Consider the following 15,202-nt stretch of genomic DNA (forward strand, 5'->3'; position numbering starts at 1 on the left):
TAGCAGTAATAGATCAAAACTGTCGATCGCGGTCAAGATGGTGTCGTAGTTTTTATGAAAAGCTGATCGCCAGATCACACTATTTAAATTCTGGAATTAGCTGCGGAATGACGGATCTATTACTCTCTTTTGCAGGTAATTCATCATGGCCGCTCCCGCTATCTCTATCCGTAACCTCGATCACCTTGGCTTGGTCGCCGCACTCTGCCAAGAACTGGGGATTGCCCGCATGATCGATGCCGTACTCCCCAAAACGCCGCCTTTTAAGGTCTCGCATGGTGAAGCCTTGGTCGCCATGATAGTGAACGGTCTCGGCTTTAACAGCTGCACCCTGCACATGTTCCCGCAATTCTTCGCTAACAAGCCGGTGGAGCGCCTGATTGGCCCCGGGATCTGTGCTGATGACCTCAACGATGATGTGCTCGGTCGCTGTCTCGATGCCCTCTTCGAGGCCGATGTCAGCGCCTTGTATCAGGTGATGGCGGCGCAAGTTGTCGAGCGGCTGGGGCTCAAAAGCACCGCAGTGCACCTCGATATCACCAGCTTCCACGTCGATGGCGCCTATGACTGCAACGATGGGGAACCGCTCGGTAAGCTGCAACTGGTGCGTGGTTATAGTCGCGATCACCGGCCAGAGCTGAACCAGGTGATCCTTGAGCTCATCTGTGAAAATCAGGCCGGGCTACCTGTCTATATGCAGGCCCTGAGCGGCAATAGTAATGACACCAAAGCCTTTGCCCAGACCGTTCGTCGCCATTTGAGCAGCCTCAAGGCTGCGCAGGAGAGTCGTTATCTGGTCGGCGATGCCGCACTGTACTGCGCCGATACTTTGCAACTGCTGGCGCAACAGCAGCAACTGTTTGTCACCCGGGTACCTGTCACGTTGAACGAGGCCAAGCAGGCCGTAGCAACAATCGGCGCGCAACCTCTGACTGCCTTGGGCAATGGCTATCATGGCCGTTGGCAAGGTGCCAATTATGCCGGCGTCGCGCAGCGCTGGTTGCTGGTGCGCAGCGAACAGGCCAGCCATCGCGAGCAGCAGACATTGGCCAAAAACCTGCTCAAAGACAGTACTCGCGAGCTCAAAGCCTTCGCCAAATTGTGTGCCCGACGCTTTGCTTGTGAGGCGGATGCCCAAGCTGAGTTGAGTCGTTTTACCGCCAGCTTGATGCTGCTGCAACTGGATGCCGAGGTGGTGAGTGAACCCGTTTATGCAGGGCGTGGCAGACCCAAGCGTGGCGAAGAGCCAATTGGCCATCAGTTTCAAATCCGTGGGTTGGCGGCAACTAGCCTGGCTTGCGTTGAAGAGGCTCGCAACCAGACCGGTGTGTTCATCCTGGCGACCAATGACCACAGCGATACGCTGACCATGGCCGAACTACTCGCCACCTATAAAGCGCAGCAGAATGTCGAACGAGGCTTTCGTTTTCTCAAGAGCCCGGAGTTTTTAACCTCCTCACTGTACCTGAAAAAACCGGAGCGGATTGAAGCGCTGCTGATGGTGATGACCTGTAGCCTGATGATTTATGCCGCGTTGGAGCACCGTATCCGGCAGGGATTAATGGAGCAAAACCGCAGCGTGGCGGATATGAAAAAGAAACCGACCCAGCAGCCGACGGCCCGTTGGATCTTTTTGCGCTTTGGTGGCATCCATGAATATCGACAGGGAGACGCTCCGCCACAAGTAACGGAGCTAACAGGAGACCAGCAGATCATTTTGGAGGTATTGGGTGAACGCTATCGGCAAATTTATTCCTAAATTAGGTGCGGAATGTCGGGTAATCGCTCAGTTCTTACAATGTGCCTACTGGACCGTGAAATAGTTTTCCAAACTCGGTGGTCAGCCTGAGCCAATTTTTATGGGTGATATTTAATCTGGTCAGTAACTTGGCGCTATTTTCACTGATGTATCCACGTTTATCATTGCGAATGATTCGGCCGGTATCATCCAGCAATTGAAGGTAATCGGTTAAGACAAACGCAATGCCATTGGGTTGGTTGTCGTACTCGTTGCCAATAAAAGGCAGGAGATTGCTCGGCTGCTCACCTTTAAACGCCGCCCGAATGCGTAGTTGAATACTGGTATGGTCGGATTGTTCTGGTGTATCAGCCAGTTGGGCTCTGATAGGACTTTCTTTTAATAAAGAGTAATCAACATAAGTCATACAAGCTAATACCACGGCTTCATCGAGTAGGGCTTGATTCTATATAAAATAAATGGGTAAACCGACCTTCCCAGAAACGACCTGTACACTTATCTTCTTGATTTGCTTGCCTTGCGATAGGTTCATTGAGGCAGCGCATAAACCAGCTAATGTCGCATAATCGACTGCGATAAAGGGCAATTGAATGCCTTAATCTGTTAACCTCATGAGCTTCAACCAATTCACCTCTGGCGAACTTTTGCGTTAATTCATTGCCTTTAAATAGCTTATGCCACTGCTCAAGCACTTCGCGGTCAGTCCAGCGATTTGCACTGTCGATATCGACCCGCAACACCACATGCAGATGATTCGACATCACCGCAAACGCGGCCACATCAATAGCAAAAACAGCTTCAAGTTCAAACAGTAGCGATTCTACCCAACCACGGCGATGGTCATAGTTTTTACCCGAATAGGTATCATCGCTACATAAAAATGCACGCCGCACCACGCGGCTACAGCAATGGTAAAAGGGAGTGTCTTCAAGACTTATCTGAGTTCGGCGAGGGCGCGGCATACAAACCTCCTTGTTCAATGCTTAACCAAAGCATAGTCGGAGGTTAGCTACCTCGCTATTAAGATTGGGTGTCCATGTTTTATATTCAGGCTAATACTCGTACCACATTTTCGCATTGGCAAACGTTATTGCAGTTGGGTAAAACTGATAAGGCCAGAGCTCTGTAGCATTACTAAAATTGGGTCAACATATTGAAGTTGAAGTTAGCTAGATGCCGCTTTGCTAATGAGGAATGGGGCAAAAACATTTTATCAAAGGCTGCGTATTGATGGGATTACTGCCATTTAGTGTGATTCTTAATTGCTTGGTATAAGACTGTATTACTCTCTCACAGCAGCAAACAGTAGCGAATGGCAAAATGTCGTATCTGGCTGTTGTTAGCATAAAAAAACGGGATTGGTACATTAAGACCCATCCCGTTTTTATAACTCTATACTTTGCCGTTATATGGGGCTAAATCTCTAGCAAGATAAATCCCTAAGATTAAGCTAAGTCTATATTTGTCAGTTTAGCGCTTATTGACTCAGTTTTGGTGTACGCGGCGGAATAATGCGCCTGTTACCTGTTGACTCAAATGCACCGGCAAATTTAAGCAGATTATTATCGTCGTAGGCACGGCCCGCAAAGGTCAAACCCACTGGCATGCCAATATCAGCCATCACGCCCATAGGCACAGTCACAGTTGGTACGCCTAAGTGGCGAATCGCTAAGTTACCATTTGCCACCCAAACCCCGTTACTCCACGCAATATCGGCAGAGGCTGGATTCACATGGGCATCGGCAGGCCCCACATCGGCCACCGTTGGGAACAGCACGGCATCAAGCTTTAGCCCGTCCATCCAATCTTCAAGGTCCAGCTTACGGGTCTTTTCTAAACCACGCAGACCATCGGGAATACTGTCGATCTGTTCGAAGGATTTAAGGCCACGCTTAGCCATGTTGACGTACTCTTCCATGCCTGCCGCTAAGTCACCTTCACGATTTGGCAAGGTGCCAAGATCATGGGGGAATATCAAATGCCCCACCACATCTTCAAGCTTGTTGAGTTTAGGGTCATTGTTAGCACGCAGGAATTCATCGAACGCCCAACCTGAGAGTTCCCATAACTCATCATGCAGGAACTGAGGTGTAACGATACCACGGTTAAACACCGTCGGCGCACCAGGGCGGTCGCCTTCGCAATTGGAAACCAGCGGAAAATCCACTTCAACCACTTCGGCGCCAGCGGCTTCTAAGGCTTTACGCGCGGCTTCCCACAGATCGATCACCGATTGGCGGGTATGGATCCGTTGACCCGTTGGGCCGCCAATACCCGGATTTTCGCTGGTGCCAGCCAATTCATCTTTATTGATGTACATACGCGGCACACCAAAACGCTTACCCTTAAGCGTATCGGCGCTAGCCGCCAGCGCTAGATAGGATTCTGGGCGAACTGTCGATGCTTTAGGGATTTTAACCCAAGGTTGTAGACGCCAGAGATCGCCACGGGTGATTGGGTCGTCGGCCACAATCACATCGAGCACTTCGAGCATATCCGCCATTGTGCGGGTATAGGGCACAACCACATCCATGGTCGGGGTTAGCGGCCAGTTACCACGCACGGAAATCACGCCGCGAGACGGCGTATAGGCGCATAAACCATTATTGGACGCAGGGCCTCGACCACTCGACCAAGTTTCTTCAGCAAGACCAAATGATGAGTAGCTCGCCGCCGTGCCCGTGCCCGCCCCATTAGAAGAGCCCGAAGCAAAGGGTGCTGTAAGATAATCAGCATTGTATGGACTTTCGGCGCGGCCATAGTGACCACGCTGCATGCCGCCATTAGCCATAGGTGGCATATTGGTTTTGCCTAGGCAAATGGCACCCGCGGCGCGTAGGCGCTCGACGGCAAAAGCATCGTACTGGGCCACTAAATCTTTAAATGCTGGGCTGCCAGACGCCGCCGTCAGTCCCTTCACCAAATAGCTGTCCTTAGCGGTGTAAGGAATACCATCGAGCGGGCTTAAGGTTTCACCTCGAGCGCGGCGCGCATCTGAGGCTTCAGCTTCTTTCAGCGCATCGGGATTGTGCACCACTAACGCATTGAGCTTAGTTTTTGTCGCAGGGCCGTCATAGGCATCAACCCGCGCGAGATACGATTTCACCAACTCCACTGCGGTAGTTCGGCCAGATTCGAGCGCAGCACGCAGCTCGGCAATAGAAACTTCAGTGACTTCAAACATCTTACGCCCTCCCGCAGAAAGCCAATTGTGGTGTATTAACAGTGACATCAATCGTCATGCTGTTCTCCTCGGGTTACTTTCCAGCAGGGATTTGCTGAGTAATACAATGGATATTGCCGCCACCTAATAAAATCTCACGGGCTGGCACCCCCACAATCTCATGCTCAGGGAAAATTTCTTGCAGTTTTTGAGCAGCGATATCATCGGTTGCTGGGTCAAGCAGCGGGAATACGATGCGATGATTGGTGATTAAAAAGTTCACGTAAGAACCCGCTAAACGCTCACCTGCCGTACGTGGCACACCAGTGCCTTCAGTCACACCTTTTGATTCTTCTTCGCTGCAATACAGCGGCCCTGGTTGTGGCAACAGATGGATTTTTAACTTACGGCCTTGGGCATCCACAGTGTTTTGCAGCACTTCGAGCGCGGCTTTTGAACGTGGATATTGTGGATCAGTTTCATCGTCGGTCCAGTGCAGAATGACTTCACCAGGACGGGCAAAACAGCACATATTATCGATATGGCCATCGGTCTCATCCATATAAACGCCATCTTGTAACCAGATAAACTGCTTAACATTCAAATAGTCACGCAGTAAGTCTTCAATCTGTTCTTTTGTCAGCTCAGGGTTACGGTTGGCGTTGAGTAAACATTCGGCACTCGTCATACAGGTGCCTTCACCATCGACATGGATGGAGCCACCTTCGAGGATCAGCGGCGCGCGATAACGGGCAAAACCATGCTGTGCAAGCATTTGCTGCGCGACTTGCTCGTCCTTATCCCATGGAAAGTACAAACCACCGTTATGGCCGCCCCAAGCATTAAAGCCCCAGTCAACACCGCGGCATTCGCCCTCAGCATTAACGACCACAGTTGGCCCTGTATCGCGAGCCCAGCAATCGTTACTGTCCATTTCAACCAAGGTAACGTGGGATGGCATTACCGTTTTAGCTTCGGCTAAAAAGGCTTTAGGGACACCCATATACACTGGCGTTGCCGCGCCAATCGCATCGGCCACCTTAGCGAAAGTCGCCTGAGCATACGCCCCCGCAGCGCGCCAGTTATCAGGACGATAGGGCCAAATCATCCACACAGCTTGCTGCGCCGCCCATTCGGCGGGCATATAAAAACCATCTTGTGATGGCTTAGTCGTTAACGGCGTGACATCCACATTCACGTTTGTCATGAGTTTTGTCTCCAGTAATGCTGAAATCGATAAGGGTGTACGCCCCTAAAATAGGACGACAGAATACAGTTATATCAGCCCCACAACGATGCGAGGGTCATTGGCAGCGGTTAATAAAATCTCTTACATACTTTGCCAGCACGTGTTTGGCGCTTCATAAAGATGAGCCTAGTCGGGTTTAAACACCCCAATGACGGCGCCCGTGGCTTTTTCGGTCACTTTGATATCGGTTTGCTGCTCACGATAATCACAGTCAGTACATTCTACGGTTTCGATACCGTTTTCTTTAAACAGCAAAATGCTGTCTTTCGCGCCGCACTTAGGGCATTTTGCGCCAGCAACAAAGCGTTTTTTTATTTTAGTGGTCATGATACAAACCTATAAATGGCTACGCGCCCAGCGATAAGCGAATCATCGGCGTTAAGGCGAAAATGTGGCGCTATTTTGCCATACTGCCCAGCTATTGCCAGTCCTTGAATAAACTTGTGCTGCCATACTCCCTGACCACGCGGTCGAGCGCTATCGCACTAGGCCATAAAAAGTCGAAGAAATACGCAGCAACTCGGCCTAAGTTGTGGTTTGCCATGAGCTTGTACGTTATCATCACAACCCTTACTCATTCATGATATGACCAAGTTGTAGTTAATGATCAGCATCAACCAAGCACAATTAATCCGTGGTAGCAAAACCCTGCTCGACGAAGCCTCTCTGACCATTTATCCCGGCCATAAGGTCGGCCTAGTGGGCGCCAACGGCACGGGTAAATCCTCACTGCTCGCATTAATTATGGGTCACCTGAGCTTAGATAAAGGCGAGTTTAGTATGCCTTCGGGTTGGCAGATTGCCAGCGTCGCCCAGGAAACCCCTGCACTCGAAATGTCTGCACTTGAATATGTGCTTGATGGCGATAAAGAATATCGCCAGCTTGAGGCTGATCTGCATATTGCACAGGAACATAATGATGGCCATGCGATCGCCACCTTGCACGGTAAAATCGATGCCATTGGCGGTTATGCTATTCGCGCCCGCGCCGGAGCCCTGCTTGCAGGTTTAGGCTTTAGCGAAGCAGAGCAAAATAACCCAGTGAAAAGCTTTTCGGGCGGTTGGCGGATGCGCCTCAACCTAGCCCAAGCACTACTGTGCCGCTCCGACTTACTGCTGCTCGACGAACCGACCAACCACTTAGACTTAGATACCATGTACTGGCTCGAAGGTTGGATTAAGTCCTATCAAGGCACGCTGATTTTAATCAGCCACGATAGGGATTTTATCGATGAAATCGTTGATGAAATCGTCCATGTCGAAAATCAAAAACTCAATTTTTACAAAGGCAACTACAGTGCCTTTGAACGCATCCGTGCTGAACGTATGGCACAGCAACAAGTCGCCTTTGAGCGCCAACAAAAAGAACGGGCGCATATGCAGTCTTTTGTTGACCGCTTCCGCTATAAGGCCAGTAAAGCCAAACAAGCGCAGAGCCGCTTAAAGGCGCTGGAGCGGATGACTGAGCTGTTACCATCTCAAGCAGATAGCCCGTTTTATATGGAGTTTCGCCCGCCTGAGGCCCTGCCTAATCCGCTGATTAAGATGGAGCAAGTGGCTGTTGGCTATGGCGATAAGCAAATCCTCAGCAAAGTGCATTTAAACTTAGTGCCTGGAGCGCGCATTGGGTTGCTCGGCCGTAACGGTGCGGGTAAATCAACCCTAATCAAGCTGTTATCAGGCCAGTTATCACCGATGACCGGATTGTATGAGCCCAATCCCGGCCTGAATATCGGTTACTTTGCCCAGCATCAAATTGAATTTTTACGCTTAGACGATACGCCGCTGCAACATTTAGTGCGCCTTGCGCCCAATGCCCGCGAGCAGGAATTGCGTAACTTCCTCGGTGGTTTTGGCTTTAATGGCGATATGGCACTCTCGCCAGTGCGCCCCTTCTCTGGTGGTGAAAAAGCCCGTTTAGTGTTGGCATTATTGGTATGGCAACGGCCCAATCTGTTGCTGCTTGACGAACCAACCAACCATTTAGATTTAGAGATGCGCCATGCGCTCACTATGGCATTGCAAACCTTTGAAGGTGCAATGGTGATTGTATCGCACGACCGCCATTTATTGCGCTTAACCTGTAGCGACTACTATTTGGTTGACCAAGGTGAAGTACAAGCCTTTGATGGCGATCTTGACGATTACCACCAATGGTTACTCGATGCCGCAAAAGCCGCCAGTGCCAACCAAACGGCCAACAGCGATGACACCAAACCCGCTGTCGATAAGAAGCAGCAAAAGCGCTTAGAAGCAGAGCTACGCCAAAAGGTGTCACCACTTAAACGCAAACAGGCGAAGCTTGAAACCGATCAGCAAAAGCTCAGTGAGCGGCTCGCCGAACTGGAGCATTTGCTGGCCGATAGCGAATTATATGATCAAGACAATAAAGCCAAACTAACCTCGGTACTCAGTGAGCGCACCAGCTTGACACAAACGCTAGAAGAAAGTGAAATGCAATGGCTTGAGCTACAAGAAGAAATTGATGCAATAGAACTTGAGTTAATGGGCCAATAACCGGTCTGCTGGCGCCTAATTGACAAGGAAGCCGTATGTCGAATGTAACCCCGCTAGACAGCCAAATTTGGCATTGGTGTGATATGAGCTATGGGCAAAACAAAGTGCTTTGCCTTGAGCTTCAGGATAATTGTCAGGTAAATGTGAATCTATTACTGCTAGCGCAGTATTTAGATCTCACCAGTGATGTGGCGGGGCCGCGGGAATATTCAACCGAGCAATGGCAACAACTCGTCAATGCAGTATGGGAATGGGATGAAAAGTTTCTCACCCCCTATCGCCGTTTGCGTCGTCTCGCCAAAGCCAGCCTGAATGCAGCAGAATATCAGCAAATGCTCGATGTTGAGTTGATGATGGAACGCAAGGCGCAGCGCACCATTTTACATGCCGTCAATGATTTATCGCCTAGCGGTCAACAAACCAATCTCGTGAGTTACCTCGCGCTATTTGGTTTATCCGCTGCGGATGTTACTGCGCTAGATCTTATCGCACCTTAACTGGCCTCACGCACAGCTTACTTAACCTGAACTCGGGATAACGAGTGTCGGAAAAATCTAAATTTAACAATCAAAATCAATGCTATAAATGATTTTTTTGAAAAGAAGAATCTTTTTTCTGACTGAATGCGCAGATTTTTGCGCATATCAAGGCGCCCTGTCGTATGTCATAGCGAGCTATGGTTAGACAGAGCAACGCAGAGAGGCCCGAAAAGATGCCTATTCAGCGGCTCTACTTATCCCGAGCTCAGGTTTACTTAGTGCGAGCTTGAGGATAACGCTGGCAGTTATCCTCAATGTTAAGCCAGCTCAGCTGCTGCTCAGTATAAATATGGTAATTAGGCTGCACTGAATTTGGATCATCCAAGCTGGCGATCGTTAGGGTGAGATAATCGGGATACTCAGTGTGCCGAAAGGTCAGTGAGCAGCCACATTGGGCGCAAAATCCGCGTCTTACATATTCTGATGAGGCAAACTCAGTGATGTTGCCCTTAAGCCATGTCACCTGCGACACGTTAAAATCCATCCAAGCACCAAAGGCTGCCCCAATACTCTTTTGGCACATGCGGCAGTGACAATAATCCGCATCGAAGGGCATGCCCTCAATCCGATAACGAATCGCTCCGCATAAACAGCCGCCCTCTTGTAAGATCTTAGACATACCCATTAACCCTCATCAAACAGAGCAAAAACCTAATACATTAAGTTACCTTGATGATCTTGTGTAACTGGCCAGTCAAGACGGCTCATTACGCATCAATTTCTTGCTGCAATTTTTCCAGCTCATCCAAAATATGCAGAAATTTTTGGCCAAACTCCGTCACTTGATATTCGACCCGCGGTGGTAATTCGTTATAAATAATTTTATCTAAGATGCCAAATTCAATGTTCTTTTTTAAACATTGATTCAATACCTTAGTGGAGAGTCCCTCAACCGAACGCACCATTTCTCCAGGCCTTTGGATCCCATTTGCCAACAACTGATAAACCGTTAATGACCATTTACAGCCATAAATCGTCTCGACCATTCGGGCTGAGCGCTCTGGGGGCGATTTGCGTGAAATTATTTTTTCATTGTTATTCATAAAGATGTACCCAAAAGTACCTGCCTAACCAATTTGTACTTACTGTTCATATAGTTATTGAATCCCTAAGATTACCACCTTGATAATACTTAGGAGTAGCAAATGCAATTTAATACCTCAAATCTCGCCATTATTATCGGTGGTAGCAGCGGCATCGGTTTTGAAACCGCAAAACAACTGGCCAAGCAAGGCGTATCAGTGCTTATAGTGGGTAATCAGCAAGAAAAACTCACTGATGCCGTCGCTGCGCTCAAACAGGAAAATACAACCCCTGAGTTACAGGTCGAGGGGTTTCAAGCCAACCTTTACCAAGCTGCGGATCTTAATCGACTCATTACACACATCAACCAACTCGAGCATAAGGTCGGCTATCTCGTCAATGCGGCGGGGTATTTCAATCCCAAATCCTTTATTGACCACACTGAAGCCGATTACGAACTGTATATGGGGTTAAATAAAGCGCTGTTCAGGATTACCCAAGCCGTGACCCACAAGATGATCGATGCGGGCGGTGGTAGTATAGTGAACATAGGGTCGATGTGGGCAAAACAAGCGGTTAAAGCCACGCCTTCGTCGGCGTATTCGATGGCAAAAGCCGGGTTACACGCATTAACCCAACACTTAGCGATGGAACTGGCGGACAAGCATATTCGCGTCAATGCGGTTTCACCTGCGGTGGTCAATACGCCAATCTATAACGCTTTTATTCCAAAGGAAGAGCGAGACCAAGTGCTTGCAAGCTTTGATGCTTTTCATCCAATTGGACGAGTCGGCACTCCTGCCGATGTGGCAAATAGCGTGTGCTTTTTGTTATCCAATGACACCAGCTGGGTAACAGGTGCAATTTGGGATGTTGATGGCGGCGTGATGGCAGGACGCAACTAAATTCGCGAGTTAATGCACTACGAGCGACACATAACTAATCATTAGAAAAGGTTAAATCGGGTCTAACACTATGCTTAATATGAACTTTAGTGAACGTATCGTTATTGATACTGAGCAGCAACCTTGGTTGCCAAGCCCTGCTCAAGGGGTGTGGCGTAAACCACTGGAGCGGGAGGCTAAGGAATCAGGGCACACCACCAGCATAGTGAAATATGACGCGGGCTCGCAGTTTACGACTCATAAGCATCCGCTGGGCGAAGAAATCCTTGTGCTCGAAGGGGTATTTTCCGATGAAAACGGTGATTATCCCGCGGGCAGTTATCTTCGCCATCCCCCCGGGAGCCAACATGCTCCTTTTAGCCAAACAGGTTGCGTGATTTTCGTAAAACTTAACCAATTCGATCCGCGGGATCTCGAACTGATCAGAATGAATACTCAGCAGACACCATGGTTACCGGGTATTGGTGGCTTACAAGTCATGCCGTTACACGAGTTCGAGCACCAACATACCGCATTAGTGAAATGGCCTAAGGGAGAAAAATTTCAACCCCATCGGCATTTTGGTGGCGAAGAAATCTTAGTGTTATCGGGCAAGTTTCAAGATGAGCTAGGTGAATATCCGCGCCACACATGGATACGCAGCCCCCATATGAGCGGCCATTTTCCTTTTGTCGAAGAGGAAACCATTATCTTAGTAAAAACAGGCCATTTACCCATTAGCGCCATGTAACGCTAGCAGACGACTCATTAGGCTTAGACCGCATAAGTGTTAGCGACTGACTTATGCGGCCGAGGAAATATCAGCCTTTACCATCGGTGAGCTTTTGCGCCAATGCGGTGGCATTGCGCGCGGTAATACCATAAATCGATAGCTGCGGATTGGCCCCTAGACTAGTCGGGAAGATAGAACCGTCCATCACCGACAGATTATCCAAATAATGTGACTGCCCATAGCTATTGACCATAGAGAGCTTTTCATCTTCGCCGAATGGACAGCCACCCATCACATGGGCCGAGGCCACCACCGTCTTTAGCGGCGCTAAGTCCATTTGGGCTATGCTCTCTTTCGCCTCCTTCCATGACGACAAATAGGGCATACCATCGCTGATAGGCAGCACTTTTAATGCACCCGCAGAGAATTGCAATTCGGCCATGCTGGCATAGGCTCGCCGCACAGCCCGCCAAAAGGCGTCGGTTAGTGGATAGTCCAAACTAAAGCCCGTTGGGGTTAAATGCACTTGTCCACCTTGGCTGTCGGGATGATAACCGTCGCGAACCAAGGCGATAGTCACCTGCAACTGATTAAACTGCGCCATCAACTCAGCATGGCTTAATCCATAACCTATGGTCTTAGAGGCGATCAAAATCGGATGCACTGGCGGCACTTCGAGCTTGTAACCTAACTCGCCATCTGCGCCATTTTTCCAAACAAACTCATCGGAATAGATAGATTGAGGTGCGCCGCTGTGGGCATTAATCGCATCGGCAAATACGCCGCCAGAAAGCACAGTGGGATGTAAAAAGGTTCGTTTGCCCAATAACTGGTAGGGATCGGGCACCTCAGAGCGCATCATTAATGTCGGCGTGTGGATAGCGCCAGCGCTTAAAATATAATGTTTGGCTTTAAACAGCAGCTCAACCGCAGTCGGCCTTAAATTAACGTCGAGCGCCTGTGCCTTGAGGGCAAAGACTTGGCCATTATGGTGTTCAATTTTAACGACTTTGGCGCGACTAATCAGCTGTGCGCCTTTCTCTAATGCACTCGGAATTGTCGTGACTAGCATCGACTGTTTGGCATTGACTGGGCAGCCCATCCCGCAATAGCCAGTATTCCAGCAGCCCGCCACATTGCGTTTAATGACGGTATAATCCCAACCTAGATTGATACAGCCTTGCTTGAGTGCGCCGTTATTACGGTTAGGTTCATAATTCCATTCGTGGATATTGAGCCGCTGCTCCATCTGCTCGAACCAAGGCGCGAGGGTTTCAGGATCGAGTCCGGCTACCGATTTATGCTGTGCCCAAAAGGCTAAGGCTTCCTTTGGTGTACGAATGGAGGTGGTCCAATTGATGGTCGTCGAGCCGCCCACGGCGCGACCTTGGAAAATACCAATCGCTTTATCGGCGGTTTTCATCGCCGCCGCCTGTTGATACAAATTCGGATACGCGACCCGCTCCTCCATATTAAAATCGCTGGAGGATTTAAGCGGCCCCGCTTCTATCATAATCACACTTAGCCCTGCTTGGGTGAGGATCTCCGCCGCAACGCCGCCACCTGCGCCCGTGCCCACAATCACCACATCGGCTTCAAATTGTTGGTTTTCTTGCAGCTGACTGGCATCGGTATGTAACCAACCGGAATTTAAGCCTGTCACTATGGGATCTATGATTGCCACTTGGAATACTCCATCTTCACATTATTGTTATTATTAGAAATTAGGCCTATTTGAACAACTCAGGCTTGGCGTAGTGGAGTCGGCTCCAATGCTCAGGACAAGCGTAATAACTGGCCATCACTAATTCTCGCAGGCCTAAATAAGCCGTTTGCAATAACGCAAAGTAGCTGTGACGCCAAGTCTCGAGCATTTGGGTCAACTCGGCGGGAGAGCGCATTAACAGTGGCGTCATGCTTGAGGTCAGTAGCAATAATCCAAGGCGATTCTCGAGCATATCGAGTAGTTCAAATAACTCGGACTGCTGTTCATCTGGCAACACAGCGATCGATTGTTTAATGGCATCTAAGGTGCGATTTTGCGCCGCCACCTTATGGGTTGCCACATCAGGCAAAGCCCCATCAAGCATCACAGGCAACAGCACACTGAATAATAAGCGGTAGTCTTTCCCCTCGCCTTCATCGGGTAGACTAAATTCGGGAGAATAAAGATTCACCCCTAGGGCTATCGCCGCTGTACCAGCAAACGCGCCCAGTAAAAAGGTTCGTCTATTCATCAATGTCTCCCCAAGACGCTTAGTGTTAAATTACTGTGCTACAATGACCGCGAACCTAAATTAAACACACGTTTTAATTTTCAGCAATAGTTGATGCCAAGATAAGATCCCATGCCAAACGCTTTTACACCGCCTTGGTGGGCCAAAAGTCCCCATGTACAAACCATTTTGCCCGTATTCACTAAAGTGGCCAAACCTGTGCTTAAGCGACAGCGACTCGAGCTTCCCGATGGCGATTTTATCGATTTAGATTGGCAAGCTAGGCCAGAAATCGGTAAAGCCATTGTGGTTATCATTCATGGATTAGAGGGCAGTGCCCAGTCCCATTATGCCAGACGCATTCTGCAAGCCTGTAAAGAACAAGAGTTAGCGGCCGTGGTTCACCATCATAGAAGCTGCTCAGGTGAAGCCAATCGTCTCGCCCGCAGTTACCACAGTGGCGACACCGACGATTTGCAGTTTAGCCTAAGCCAGCTGCAACAAACCTATCCGCAATCACCTTTATTGGCAGTAGGTTACAGCTTAGGCGGCAATGTATTAACCAAATATCAAGGAGAATATCAAGAGCACAGCCTGTTGAGTCGCGCTGTAGTCGTGTCGGCGCCGCTGCAATTATCGGCATGTGCAAAACGCTTAGAGAGTGGTTTTTCAAAGGTGTATCAAAGCCATTTAATCAAGCAGTTACAATATAAGATCAATCAAAAGCTTAATGATCCAGAGCTTGCTGGCACTATGACCTTGACCCCAATCCAAGTTGCTAATCTCAATACTTTTTATGACTTTGACGATAAAGTCACCGCCCCGCTCCATGGATTTTTAGGTGTAGAAGATTACTATACCCGCGCCAGCGGCTTACCCTTTGTTAGCCGAATCACTAAGCCTACGCTAATTATGCATGCCAAGGACGATCCCTTTATGACGGATGAGGTCATCCCGCATCCCAGCCAGCTTTCCGAACATGTGGAATATGAGTTACATGCCCATGGCGGCCATGTTGGTTTTATCGAAGGCGGCACACCATGGAAGCCACGCTATTATTTAGAGCGACGCATTTTAGACTTTTTACTCGCCAATGATGCGTCATCGGCACCTTAAGGA

General features: G+C 49.2%; 14 protein-coding genes and 1 pseudogene. 6 read left to right on the forward strand and 9 right to left on the reverse strand.

Going from position 1 to position 15,202, the window contains the following annotated elements:
- Positions 1-145 precede the first annotated feature (145 nt).
- Positions 146-1,759: an IS1634 family transposase gene (locus CEQ32_RS12010; RefSeq protein WP_037431746.1), complete on the forward strand. Its 1,614-nt coding sequence runs from the start codon at positions 146-148 to the stop codon at positions 1,757-1,759.
- A gap of 34 nt (positions 1,760-1,793) precedes the next feature.
- Here CEQ32_RS12010 and CEQ32_RS12015 read toward each other — a convergent pair.
- From CEQ32_RS12015 to CEQ32_RS23205, 5 genes and pseudogenes are all read right to left on the reverse strand, one after another.
- A pseudogene (locus CEQ32_RS12015) lies at positions 1,794-2,721 on the reverse strand (transposase).
- A gap of 515 nt (positions 2,722-3,236) precedes the next feature.
- On the reverse strand, positions 3,237-4,943 hold the full coding sequence (locus tag CEQ32_RS12020; protein WP_088586086.1) for an amidase: 1,707 nt from the start codon (positions 4,941-4,943) through the stop codon (positions 3,237-3,239).
- A gap of 73 nt (positions 4,944-5,016) precedes the next feature.
- Entirely contained in the window at positions 5,017-6,129 is a 1,113-nt protein-coding gene (gene aguA, locus CEQ32_RS12025) for an agmatine deiminase (RefSeq protein ID WP_055648277.1), read from the reverse strand.
- A gap of 168 nt (positions 6,130-6,297) precedes the next feature.
- Positions 6,298-6,498 (reverse strand): YheV family putative zinc ribbon protein, encoded by a 201-nt coding sequence (locus CEQ32_RS12030; RefSeq protein WP_011071175.1) that lies wholly within the window; start codon positions 6,496-6,498, stop codon positions 6,298-6,300.
- 91 nt (positions 6,499-6,589) lie between these two features.
- Positions 6,590-6,715: a hypothetical protein gene (locus tag CEQ32_RS23205; RefSeq protein WP_264291138.1), complete on the reverse strand. Its 126-nt coding sequence runs from the start codon at positions 6,713-6,715 to the stop codon at positions 6,590-6,592.
- 59 nt (positions 6,716-6,774) lie between these two features.
- On the opposite strand from CEQ32_RS23205, the gene CEQ32_RS12035 reads away from it, so the two are divergent.
- Both CEQ32_RS12035 and CEQ32_RS12040 read left to right on the forward strand, forming a co-directional pair.
- Complete coding sequence (locus CEQ32_RS12035; RefSeq protein ID WP_088586087.1) at positions 6,775-8,688, forward strand: ABC transporter ATP-binding protein; 1,914 nt, start codon at positions 6,775-6,777, stop codon at positions 8,686-8,688.
- Between the two features lie 35 nt (positions 8,689-8,723).
- Positions 8,724-9,185, forward strand: coding sequence for a DUF2390 domain-containing protein (locus CEQ32_RS12040; RefSeq protein ID WP_055648275.1), 462 nt, complete (start codon positions 8,724-8,726; stop codon positions 9,183-9,185).
- 253 nt (positions 9,186-9,438) lie between these two features.
- On the opposite strand, the gene CEQ32_RS12045 is transcribed toward CEQ32_RS12040, so the two are convergent.
- On the reverse strand, positions 9,439-9,846 hold the full coding sequence (locus CEQ32_RS12045) for a GFA family protein (RefSeq protein WP_088586987.1): 408 nt from the start codon (positions 9,844-9,846) through the stop codon (positions 9,439-9,441).
- 88 nt (positions 9,847-9,934) lie between these two features.
- The gene (locus CEQ32_RS12050; RefSeq protein WP_088586088.1) at positions 9,935-10,270 is read right to left on the reverse strand and encodes a winged helix-turn-helix transcriptional regulator; all 336 of its coding nucleotides are present in this window, start codon (positions 10,268-10,270) and stop codon (positions 9,935-9,937) included.
- A gap of 102 nt (positions 10,271-10,372) precedes the next feature.
- Here CEQ32_RS12050 and CEQ32_RS12055 point away from each other — a divergent pair, with 102 nt between their 5' ends.
- Positions 10,373-11,155 carry an SDR family NAD(P)-dependent oxidoreductase gene (locus tag CEQ32_RS12055; protein ID WP_088586089.1) on the forward strand — a complete coding sequence of 261 codons (783 nt, stop codon included), beginning with the start codon at positions 10,373-10,375 and terminating at the stop codon, positions 11,153-11,155.
- 70 nt (positions 11,156-11,225) lie between these two features.
- Positions 11,226-11,885 (forward strand): cupin domain-containing protein, encoded by a 660-nt coding sequence (locus CEQ32_RS12060; protein WP_088586090.1) that lies wholly within the window; start codon positions 11,226-11,228, stop codon positions 11,883-11,885.
- 70 nt (positions 11,886-11,955) lie between these two features.
- Here the strand turns inward: CEQ32_RS12060 and CEQ32_RS12065 are convergent, their stop codons facing one another.
- The gene (locus tag CEQ32_RS12065) at positions 11,956-13,551 is read right to left on the reverse strand and encodes a GMC family oxidoreductase (RefSeq protein WP_055648273.1); all 1,596 of its coding nucleotides are present in this window, start codon (positions 13,549-13,551) and stop codon (positions 11,956-11,958) included.
- A 46-nt stretch (positions 13,552-13,597) separates the two neighbouring features.
- Complete coding sequence (locus tag CEQ32_RS12070; RefSeq protein WP_047539290.1) at positions 13,598-14,104, reverse strand: hypothetical protein; 507 nt, start codon at positions 14,102-14,104, stop codon at positions 13,598-13,600.
- 111 nt (positions 14,105-14,215) lie between these two features.
- Between CEQ32_RS12070 and CEQ32_RS12075 the strand changes: the two genes are divergently transcribed.
- Positions 14,216-15,199 carry a hydrolase gene (locus tag CEQ32_RS12075; protein WP_088586091.1) on the forward strand — a complete coding sequence of 328 codons (984 nt, stop codon included), beginning with the start codon at positions 14,216-14,218 and terminating at the stop codon, positions 15,197-15,199.
- Positions 15,200-15,202 lie beyond the last annotated feature (3 nt).

Source organism: Shewanella sp. FDAARGOS_354 (assembly GCF_002209245.2).
Taxonomy (GTDB): domain Bacteria; phylum Pseudomonadota; class Gammaproteobacteria; order Enterobacterales; family Shewanellaceae; genus Shewanella; species Shewanella xiamenensis.